General features: G+C 69.1%; 6 protein-coding genes and 2 pseudogenes. 4 read left to right on the forward strand and 4 right to left on the reverse strand.

Features of this window, described 5'->3' with window-relative positions; all coding sequences use genetic code 11:
• Positions 1-28: 28 nt before the first annotated feature.
• A complete protein-coding gene (locus tag ACFC8N_RS46030) occupies positions 29-991 on the reverse strand; it encodes a cyclase family protein (RefSeq protein WP_376295638.1) in 963 nt (320 codons plus the stop codon).
• Entirely contained in the window at positions 988-1,971 is a 984-nt protein-coding gene (locus ACFC8N_RS46035) for a fumarylacetoacetate hydrolase family protein (RefSeq protein ID WP_376295639.1), read from the reverse strand. Before ACFC8N_RS46035 ends, ACFC8N_RS46030 begins: the two co-directional genes overlap by 4 nt.
• A gap of 120 nt (positions 1,972-2,091) precedes the next feature.
• Between ACFC8N_RS46035 and ACFC8N_RS46040 the strand changes: the two genes are divergently transcribed.
• Positions 2,092-3,078 carry a LysR family transcriptional regulator gene (locus tag ACFC8N_RS46040; protein WP_356034403.1) on the forward strand — a complete coding sequence of 329 codons (987 nt, stop codon included), beginning with the start codon at positions 2,092-2,094 and terminating at the stop codon, positions 3,076-3,078.
• A 56-nt stretch (positions 3,079-3,134) separates the two neighbouring features.
• On the opposite strand, the gene ACFC8N_RS46045 is transcribed toward ACFC8N_RS46040, so the two are convergent.
• Entirely contained in the window at positions 3,135-4,403 is a 1,269-nt protein-coding gene (locus ACFC8N_RS46045) for an MFS transporter (RefSeq protein ID WP_376295641.1), read from the reverse strand.
• 572 nt (positions 4,404-4,975) lie between these two features.
• Here ACFC8N_RS46045 and ACFC8N_RS46050 point away from each other — a divergent pair.
• Positions 4,976-5,101, forward strand: a pseudogene (locus ACFC8N_RS46050) (IS701 family transposase); the annotation flags it as partial.
• 1,997 nt (positions 5,102-7,098) lie between these two features.
• Positions 7,099-7,280 (forward strand): annotated as a pseudogene (locus ACFC8N_RS46055) (SpoIIE family protein phosphatase); the annotation flags it as partial.
• A gap of 72 nt (positions 7,281-7,352) precedes the next feature.
• On the opposite strand, the gene ACFC8N_RS46060 reads toward ACFC8N_RS46055, so the two are convergent.
• Complete coding sequence (locus ACFC8N_RS46060) at positions 7,353-7,691, reverse strand: cold-shock protein (RefSeq protein WP_376295642.1); 339 nt, start codon at positions 7,689-7,691, stop codon at positions 7,353-7,355.
• A gap of 295 nt (positions 7,692-7,986) precedes the next feature.
• Here ACFC8N_RS46060 and ACFC8N_RS46065 point away from each other — a divergent pair, with 295 nt between their 5' ends.
• Positions 7,987-9,672, forward strand: a complete 1,686-nt coding sequence (locus ACFC8N_RS46065) for an ISAzo13 family transposase (protein ID WP_376295644.1) — start codon at positions 7,987-7,989, stop codon at positions 9,670-9,672.
• Positions 9,673-9,781: the final 109 nt, after the last annotated feature.

Genomic DNA, 9,781 nt, shown 5'->3' on the forward strand with positions numbered 1-9,781 from the left:
GGAACGGCGCATCCGGCAGTTGTGCGGGTTACTTGACGGCGATCGGGTTGACCGGGGATCCGACGGCCCCGGTGATGGGGAGGGGAGCGGCGGTGAGCCAGAACTCGTACACGTCGTCGTCGGCGCAGTCGGCGGCGAGTGCGTCGAGGTCCCACATCTCGCCGAGCAGCAGGCCCATGTTGGGGATGACGACCTGGTGCAGCGGCTGGAAGGAGTTGTCGAACTCGTTGGGGCGGACCTCGAAACCCCAGGTGTCGGTGGCGATGGCGGCGATCTCGGTGCCGTGCAGCCAGCCGGCGGTGGTGAACGACAGGCCGGGCGCGGGGCCGCCCGCGTAGTCGCCCCAGCCGGCCCGCCGGGCGCGGGCGAGATGTCCGGTGCGGACGAGGACGATGTCGCCGCGGCCGACGGTCACCCCGTGCGCCTCGGCGGTCTGCCTGAGGTGCTCCTCGGTGACGGCGAACCCGTCGGGCAGCTCTCCGTCCGTGCCGACGACCAGGCCCAAGTCGAGCAGCACGCCGCGGCCGGCGACGTACGGTGCCATGTGCTCGATGCCGGTGACAAGGTCTCCGTCGGAGGTGACCACCTTCTCGGCGGCCCGTCCGTTCCACGCCTTGCCGTGGTCGAAGATGTGCCCGAGGCCGTCCCACTGGGTGGAGCACTGCAGCGGCATCGCGATCACGTCGTCGGCGCCGCCGATGCCGTGCGGGAAACCCTGGTTGCCCAGCGCCGCGTCGGTGCCCGTGTCGAGCATGGTGTGCACCGGGTTGGTCCGTCGGCGCCAGCCCTTCTGCGGGCCGTGCATGTCGAACCGCTGCGACAGCGAGAAGCTGACGCCGCGGCGCACGAGCGCCGCGCCCTCGCGCCGCTTGGCCTCGTCGAGGAAGTTCAGAGTGCCGAGCACGTCGTCCTCACCCCAACGCCCCCAGTTGGAGTACGCCTTGGCGGCCTCGGCGATCGCGCCCTCCGGGTCGCGGCGGTCCAGGCTCATGCCGTTCCCTCCGCGACACAGCGGGTGCGCTGCACGCCCAGACCGGTGATGGAACCCTCCATGACGTCGCCGTCGCGCAGCAGGCGTCCCCAGTGGATGCCGTTGCCGGCCGGGCTGCCCGTCAACACCAGGTCACCGGACAGGAGTTGAGCCGTCTGCGAGGCGTACGACACCAACCGGGCGACTCCGAAGAGCATGTCCTCAGTGGACTCGTCCTGCATGGTCTCGCCGTTCAGCTTGAGCGTGACCCGCAGGTCACCGGTGTCCGCGATCGACTCGGCGGGTACGAGCCACGGGCCGAGCGGCGTGAAACCGGGAGCGTTCTTGCTGCGCAGCCAGTCGGTGCCGATGGCCTTCATGTCCCGGCGGAACACGGTGGCGCGGTCGGTGAGGTCGTTGGCGATGGTGTACCCGGCGACGTACTCCAGGGCCTCCTCGACCGTCACCTGGTAGGCGGGCCTTGCGATGACGGCCGCCAACTCCAGCTCCCAGTCCGGCTTTTCGGCCCAGGCGGGCAGGAGCACGTCGTCGTACGGGCCGGTGATCGCGCTCGGCAGACCGATGAACACGTACGGCAGGTCCTCGGCGGCCCGGCGGTCCATGACCGCGGCGATCTCCTTGCGTGCCTCCTCGACCGTGCGCGGGTCGTCCGGGGAGCGGTGGGCGACTTCCAGGTCGATCACGTGCTGCCGGTAGTTGGCGCCGGACTGGAAGATCTGCCGCGGCTCGATGGGGGCGTGCACCCGCAGGCCCTCCAGTGGCCGCCAGCCGAGGGCGTCGTCGTCTGCCAGGGCGTGCAGGAGGGGGAGTGTCTCCTCCCACCGCTGCACCACGGCGCGCAGATCCGATGGCGCCCAGTCCAGGGCGCTGCGCAGATCGAGTACCCGGTCTTCGACCAAGAGGCCGGGAAACGGCTCCCCGTCCGGAGCGGAGAACGTGCCGAGCGCGAACGGGCCGGCTGATTGCGCGCGCATTGCCATCAGATTTCCTCCTGCGGGGTTGGGGTCTACTCTGACCCCGATCGTCCAATCACGGAAATCAATCCTGTGGATGCATCGAATCCATGCCATGGATGACTCTCGTTGCTAGGTGGTTGCCCGGTGAACCTGTCCCGACTCGACCTCAATCTGGTCCTCGCCCTTCGCGCGCTGCTGGAGGAGCGCAATGTCACCCGGGCCGGCGAGCGCATCGGCCTCAGCCAGCCAGCCATGAGCGCTGCGCTGTCCCGGCTGCGCCGCCATTTCGACGACGAATTGCTCGCCCGGACCGGCAACGCCTACGAGCTGACACCACTCGGCGCCGCCCTGCGCGACCGCAGCGCCACCGCGTGCGACCTGCTGGAGCGGGTCTTCGCCAGCCAGGCCGACTTCGACCCGGCGGCGGAGTCACGTGAGTTCACCCTGCTCGCCTCCGACTACGGGGCGGCCGTGTTCGGTGCCGCACTCGCCCGCACCCTGCACGAGGAGGCGCCCGGCATCCGGCTCACCTTCCAGCACCCGGCACCGTCCGTCGTGGAGAACGCCGCCGCGGTGCTGAGCACCGTCGACGGACTGCTGATGCCGCACGGCGTCATCGACGGCTTCCCCGCCGTCGACCTCCACCAGGACCGCTGGCTGTGCCTGGTCGCCGATGATCACCCTGAGATCGGTGACGAACTCACCCTGGACCAGCTGGGGCGTCTGCCCTGGGCCGTCTACCAGCGTCCCTACGACGCCCCCGCGGCCCGCCAGCTCAGCATGATAGGGATCAGTCCCCAGGTGGAGGTGTCCGTGCAGACCTTCCAGCTGCTGCCGCCCATGGTCGAAGGCACCCGTCGGGTCGCGATGATCCAGGAGCGCCTGGCGCGGAAGGCGGTCCGATCCGCGGCGGTGCGCGTCCTGCCCTGCCCGTTCGAGGCGGTACCGGTGCGGGAGGCGATGTGGTGGCACCCGGTGCACGCGCAGGACGCGGGCCACATCTGGCTGCGACAGAAGGCCGCGGAGGTGGGCGCGACGCTGGCGGGCAACGGCTACAGCAATGGCAAGGGCCCAGGAAAGGCTGTGCCCGTCGACCAGAGCGCGGGGCTGCTGCCGCCGGGACGGCTCTGACCGGGCCCGGCGGCAGCCCGTGATCGACGCGCTCTCGGCGGTCGTCCTGCGCACCATCAGGCCAACTGCTCTGGCAACGGCCGGGGATCGACGGCGCCCACCCGGCGGCGGGCCGCCCACAGCCCCGCCGCGACGAGCGCGGCGGCCAGCCCCAGCACGCCCACCGCACCGGCGAGACTGCCGACGGCAGACTCCCCGGCGAGCAGCACCAGCGGGCAGACGAACTCACCGCCGAAGAAGCCCGCCATCCACAGCCCCGTGCCGCGGCCGCGGTCCTCGAACGCCAGGCGGGACATGGCACTGGTGAGAAGGGCGGGCAGCAGCATGCCGGTTCCCACACAGTTGACGACCGCCCCGATGACCAGCAGCGGGGCGTTGCCCGCGAGGAAGATCACCCCGAAGCCGACCGCGCAGACCGCGAGAACGACGGGCAGCATCGGGTCGGGAGAACGCTTGAGCCGGGCGAAGGTGACCGCTCCGCCCACGGTGGCGGCACTGGCGATCGCGGTGGCCAGTCCGATCACGCCGGGGTTCTCCACCCCGAGGTCGTCAAGCAGGTACGACATCTCCACCGGAACGGTGTAGAAGACCATCGCCCCGAAGAAGGTGAGGGCGCAGATGCCCGCCAGCTGCCGCCAGGGGAACGAGCGCAGGGCCTCCGTCTCGGCCGGAGCCTCGTCGCCGTCCGCACGGACCGCCGGGTTGGGCAGGGCGGTTGCCATCAGCGGGGCGAGCACCAGGCTCACGGCGTAGGCCCAGAAGGGCACGCGCCAGCCCGCCGACCCGGCGGCGCCGCCGAGCACGAAGAAGACGGTGGCCGACGCGGAGGCGCACATGGTCTGCAGGGCGAGGTACTTCACCCGCCGGTGACCGCTGTAGTAGTCGCCGATCAGGGTCGTGCAGCAGGTCATGATCGCGGACTCGGCGACTCCGACCAGGGCGCGGCTGGCGATGATGCCGCCCAGCGAGTCCAGCCAGAGCGGAGCCGTGCCGAGCACGGCATACAGGAGAGTCGCCACGATCAGCAGGCGCTTGCGGCCCACCCGGTCCACGATCACACCGGCGAACGGGGCCAGCAGCGCCAGCGCCAGCGCCGGGACGGTCAACGCGAGGGGCACCAGCGCCTTGGCCCCCGGGACCGACGCGAAGTGGTCCTGCATCTTCGGCAGCACGGGGGCGATCAGCACCGCCCCCAGGATCGGCAGACAGCTGCCCGCCATCAGAAGGGTCACCCGCAGCAGATGGGCCGGGCCCGACACGGCGGCGGATGACGGAGCGGTGGCATCGATCGCGCCGGGAGGCGGCGGGGGCACGGAACCGGGCATGTCGACTCCAGGGGACGGCGTAAGGAAGCGGGCATGCCTCACGGGCACCGACAACGCACGGCATGCCGGGGGAACGCGCATGCCGGCAGCATCCGGACAGCGGCGTGCGGTAGCGACGACTATGGGGGCGCCAAAGCGCCGGTGCCATCCCCAGCGCAATCCGAATCCCGTATCCGGGTTATCCACACGGTGGATGGGATGGGCAACCGTCACGCAGACGGAAGACGTCTGTGGGCCGTCCTCCAGCTGGGTCAGCGCGCCGGTCTCAGGGTGATCCTGGCTGTCACACTCGCCGCGTCCCCGTCCCGCTGGAGCGTGTTCTCGCCGCCGTCCGCCACCACATGGCGGAGGCGACAGCCATCCTGCCCGCGGCGGATCCGCCTGCCACCACACCATCGGCACCCGCCCTCAGGCGGCCGCTGGCCAACCGATGGCTCAACCTCCCCGCGCCGACCACGCTCTCCGCCTTCGATTCCGCCGCCCGCCCCTGCCGGTGCACTGGGCCTGGATCCACATCGACACCGGCAGCCATCGGCACCTGCTCATCCGACGCAACGGGTCCACCGGCGAACGTCGAGGAGTGCTTCCAGGCCGCCAAGAGCCAGGTCGGACTCGACCACTATCAGGTCCGCAACTGGACCTCATGGCACCGGCACATCACGCTTGCCATGCTCGCCCTGGCCTTCCTGACCGCCCTCGTCTCCGACGCGACCCGCGAACCGCCCGCAGATACGCACCACTTCGCCCGCAGCTGCGATCCGATCACGCTGACCGTCCCGGAAATCCGCCACCTGCTCGCCGCCGTCTTCAACCCACCAGCCGTGACAGCGACCAAACTGCTGCACTGGTCCAACTGGCGCCGACGCCACCAAGCAACAGCCCGACGCAGCCACTACCGTCGCCGAATCGCCGGCGAGCCCGCTGGACAGATCACGAAACGCACTGGAGTACCGGGTGGGTCCGGGTCGCCGGGCGGGCGCGTGCGACCCGAGGCGGACGGACAGCTCCTGCTGGGGCATGATCCATTTGCGACCGGAGGCCGACGCGGCGAGGTCGGCACTGCGGCCAGGATCGTCGCCATGCCAATATTCTCCGCCCTGCAGACCCTGCCCGATGTCCCGCGCTGGGCGCGCAACGCAGCGCGCCTGGCGGTCCTGACGCCGCTGCCGTCCAGCCTATGGCGGCTCCCGATGGCCTGGGGCTGGATGATGGGCTTCGGGCCGGAGGCCAAAAGGACGCTCCACGTGCCCGGCTGGGGGTCGCTCTACATCGTGGGCCTGACGGTGTTCTCGGAGGTCTTCGCCTTCCTGACGCTCGGCCTGGTGCAGTCCTGGGGCGAGGTCTGGCCGCGCTGGGTGCCGGGCCTGCGCGGCCGCTCAGTGCCGGTCCCGGCCGCAGTGATCCCCGCCCTGGTCGGAGCTGGCCTGGTCATGCTGTACTCCGCGGGCCTGATCCACAACATGTTCGTCAATCCGGACCCCGACGCTCCCCACGGCATCTCCGTCGTGGTCCTGAACCTCTGCTACGCGCCCATCATCCTCTGGGGGCCGCTGCTACTGGCAGTCACCGTTCATTACTGGCGCCGCCGACGCCGGACGTGACCCCCGGTCGCGGCCCGCACTCAGGCACGGTCGAAGCACACAGATCACAAACTCGCACTGGAGTATTAGCCCTTGATCGTGGACACCCTGATCATTGGATCGTGAGGATCCGAAGGGCAGGAGTTCCCGTCGGGGGTGTCGAAGTACTCGCCTGAGTTCCGGTCTGATGCCGTCGCGCTGTAATTCTCGGAAGCCTGTGGCGTTCGTGGACCTGCAGTTTCTGCCGTGGCGAGAATGGCGACGCGTATGAGATCTGTGCCGGCTGCGGCCACCGCCACAAGTAGTCAGTCACACGTCCCCGCAAGGGGGCTCCGGCCGAGGGGGAGTGCGTCCTGGGATCTACTCACCGCACTGCGCACGTCGGCCCACTCCTGTACGGATTCCAGGCTTTTCGCGGGACTTTCTGTCTCCGGCCTGAGTGCATCGGGGCATCTGCCGTGTCTCGGCGTCAAGCCGCTTCGGACATCACCGCCGCCTCGCCGCGGGTCGTCGGCATGACGGGATGGGAGACCGGCCGACTCATGGGCTGGCCGCAGAGGTTTGCCCCGTCGGCCGTGGAGGGCGGCGGCAGCTCTCCACTCCTGCTTGGCCTGGTTCCGTGCAACCTGCCTCCTGAACGCAGATACCGAAACAGTTCCCACCGCGATGGTTGCGAGAGGCAACTGGACAGCCGTAAAGACAAGTTGAACAGCGGATTGACGCATATCCAGATGCTAGTAGCCCTCTGAGAAGTCCTCAAATCACAACTATTTGTAGTATTTCCCTAGGGTGGGAATAGTCGCTACCTGAAAGTTTATTCCGCACCCGTTCGTGATCAAGCTTGGGCGCTGGTGAAGAGCCCCTCGGAGTCGGTCTGCAGCTTTCATCGGCCGAGGCCGGACGGCACACGAGCTTGACGCGGTCGGTCGCGGACAGCAGGCGACGCCTCCTGGCAGGGCAAGGTCGGCGGGCCCGGGTGAGGGGGCGTCAGGCTGCCTCGTGCCCGCCGAGTCGGCCAGGCCGGCTTCGGAGAGCGCCCGCAGCTGCAGTCGGTGCTCGATCCCCTCTGCCCATGCCGCACGCGCGGCCTCCCTGACCGCTACTCGCGCGCACAGTTCGCCGACGGCCTCATCGAACGCCGCGGCGAGGACATCGACGCCGGCCTGCAACGCCTCACCGACGCGCTCGCCTGCCATGCCCGCCACATCCCGAGCGCCTCGCCGATGCCCTGCTCGCGTACCTCGGCGTCAGTAGCGGCGCCCGCGACGACATCGCGCTGATCGTCCTGCGCCTGTGAACCGCGCGCCGCCGCACCGCTACGTGGCGGAGCGGCGCGCGGGATCTGTTTGCTGTGGTTTCTCGCCGGCCCTCACTGCTTGGTGGTGTCGGCCTCTTGCATGCGAATGCACCACGGGCAGGTGTCTTCTGCGTCATTGCCAGGGATGCTCGGGACCGGCCACATCGGGGGTTCGGCCTGTCGACTGGCGGTTGGCTCGCAGCATCCCGGTGTCGGACGGCTGATGTTCTCGGCCCGGTGACCGTCGGCGTCGCGGTCGACGTCGAAGCACACCTGCTGGCCGGCGAGGAGTCCTCGGTTTGCACTGTCACGGACGGCCGGGCTTTGAGCGGTGATTTCACCGTCGCCGTTTCGGGTGATGACGCCGCGTCCCTGTTCGCGCTCGAACCACTTCACCACTCCGCTGGGCATAGGCAACCTCCACACCACGACGACTCCCAACCGTTGTTGAGGAAGTGGTTCAGCCTCCGCCCGTGTGCTGACGGCGGCAACCCGCGCGTACCCAGGCGCCCGAGGTGAATGGTCCGCGCACCGCCCGCGCCGAGCATCCGGCCGCGGTGCGGCGGCACGCGGCCGGCAGGGTGCTCGGGGCGGTGCAGTTACGGGATGAAACGCCCAACAGGTTGGCCACGTGCGTGGGAGGGTCGGCTAAGGGCTTGCGGAGAATCAAGGTGTTGCTTCGTGTGATGCGGCTCGTTGTTGTGATATGAGCGTCTCCGATGAGGTCCGTGGTCAACTCGCCGTGAAGTTCGGGGTGTTGTTCCCACACCTGGACGAGCGGCAGCGGCGTCTGCTGATGGGAGCCGAGGCCCGGATCCTGGGGCACGGCGGTATCCGGGCGGTCGCACGGGCGGCCCAGGTCAGCGAGACGACAGTCCGCAAGGGCGTGGACGAGCTGGAGGCCGGCGAGGAGCCTCTGGGCCGGGTGCGCAGGCCCGGTGGTGGCCGTAAGAAGGTCGCTGACCTTGATCCGGGACTGCGGCGCGCGCTGCTGGCACTGGTGGAACCTGACGAGCGCGGCGATCCCATGTCGCCACTGCGTTGGACGGTGAAATCGACCAGGACCCTAGCGGCCGAGCTCACCCGTCAGGGGCACAAGGTGAGCGCGGACACGGTCGGGGACTTGCTCCGTGAGGAGGGCTTCAGCCTGCAGGCCGGTGCCAAGACCATCGAGGGCAAGCAGCATCCGGACCGTGACGCCCAGTTCCGCTACATCAACGAGCGGGCCAGGCAGCATATGGACGCCGGCCAGCCGGTGATCAGCGTTGATGCGAAGAAGAAGGAACTCGTCGGCGACTACAAGAACGCGGGCCACCAGTGGCGGCCTGCCGGTGAGCCGGTACTGGTCAAGACGCACGATTTCCTGGACCGGCAGGGACCGGGCAAGGCGATCCCTTACGGGATCTACGACATCGCCGCGAACACCGGCTGGGTCAGCGTCGGCACCGATCACGACACCGCCGCGTTCGCTGTCGCCTCGATCCGCCGCTGGTGGCAGGCCCGGGGCCAGCACGACTATCCGGCCGCCACGCGTCTGCTGATCACTGCGGACGCGGGCGGGTCCAACGGCTACCGCACCCGCGCCTGGAAGACGGAACTCGCAGCCCTGGCCGCCGAAACGGGCTTGGACGTCACGGTCTGCCACATGCCGCCGGGCACATCGAAGTGGAACAAGATCGAGCACCGGCTGTTCTCCCACATCTCCATGAACTGGCGCGGCCGACCGCTCACCAGCCACGACGTCATCGTCAACAGCATCGCGGCGACCACCACCCGCACCGGGCTGAAAGTTCACGCCGAACTCGACCCGGGCACTTACGACACGGGCATCAAGGTCACCGACCGCGACATCGACGCCTTGCCCATGCACCGCCACCGCTTCCACGGCGACTGGAACTACACCCTCCACCCTCACCCCCGCGACACCACCGGCGCAGCCCAGAACCCACGGTCAGCCGGCGGCCCGTCCCCGCAGCCCTTCACAAGGAGTCTGCACGACCCGGAGCTGACCGGCATGCCCGAACCCGCGCTGGACGAACTCATCAGCCAACTGGCCGTGGATTTGGACGAGTTACGTGAGCAAGGACGGCTCCAGCAGCGAGGAGGCGAACGCATCCGTGCTCGCGGTGCAGGGGCCAAGGACAAGCTGACCACCGCCGACAGAGTCCTGGCCACCGTGCTCTACCTGCGCAAACTCGGCACCAGAGATCTGCTTGCCCAGCTCTTCGGAGTCACCGGAAGCACCCTCACCAGGGCCGTCCACCAAGTTCAGCCCCTCCTGGCCGAGCACGGCTACACGATCCCGCCCTCGACCGCCAGGTTCCGCACCCCCGCTGACGTCACGGCGTTCCTCGCGAACCGCAGCCCCACGGAGATCAAATCAGCATGTTGATTCTCTGCAAGCCCTAAGGGCCCGCAGAGAATCAACATGCGGGTTTGATCCGGGTCGGGAGGTGGGTTCCGTATTGGTCGAGGTGGGCTGCGACGTCCGTCGGTGTGCG

It is taken from the genome of Streptomyces sp. NPDC055966, from assembly GCF_042269865.1.
GTDB lineage: Bacteria > Actinomycetota > Actinomycetes > Streptomycetales > Streptomycetaceae > Streptomyces.

Excerpts from the sequence above, each read along its gene's own strand:
- ACFC8N_RS46030 (WP_376295638.1), bottom strand. The coding sequence starts at position 991 with ATGAGCCTGGACCGCCGCGACCCGGAGGGCGCGATCGCCGAGGCCGCC.
- ACFC8N_RS46035 (WP_376295639.1), bottom strand. The coding sequence starts at position 1,971 with ATGGCAATGCGCGCGCAATCAGCCGGCCCGTTCGCGCTCGGCACGTTC.
- ACFC8N_RS46045 (WP_376295641.1), bottom strand. The coding sequence starts at position 4,403 with ATGCCCGGTTCCGTGCCCCCGCCGCCTCCCGGCGCGATCGATGCCACC.
- ACFC8N_RS46060 (WP_376295642.1), bottom strand. The coding sequence starts at position 7,691 with ATGCCCAGCGGAGTGGTGAAGTGGTTCGAGCGCGAACAGGGACGCGGC.
- ACFC8N_RS46065 (WP_376295644.1), top strand. The coding sequence starts at position 7,987 with ATGAGCGTCTCCGATGAGGTCCGTGGTCAACTCGCCGTGAAGTTCGGG.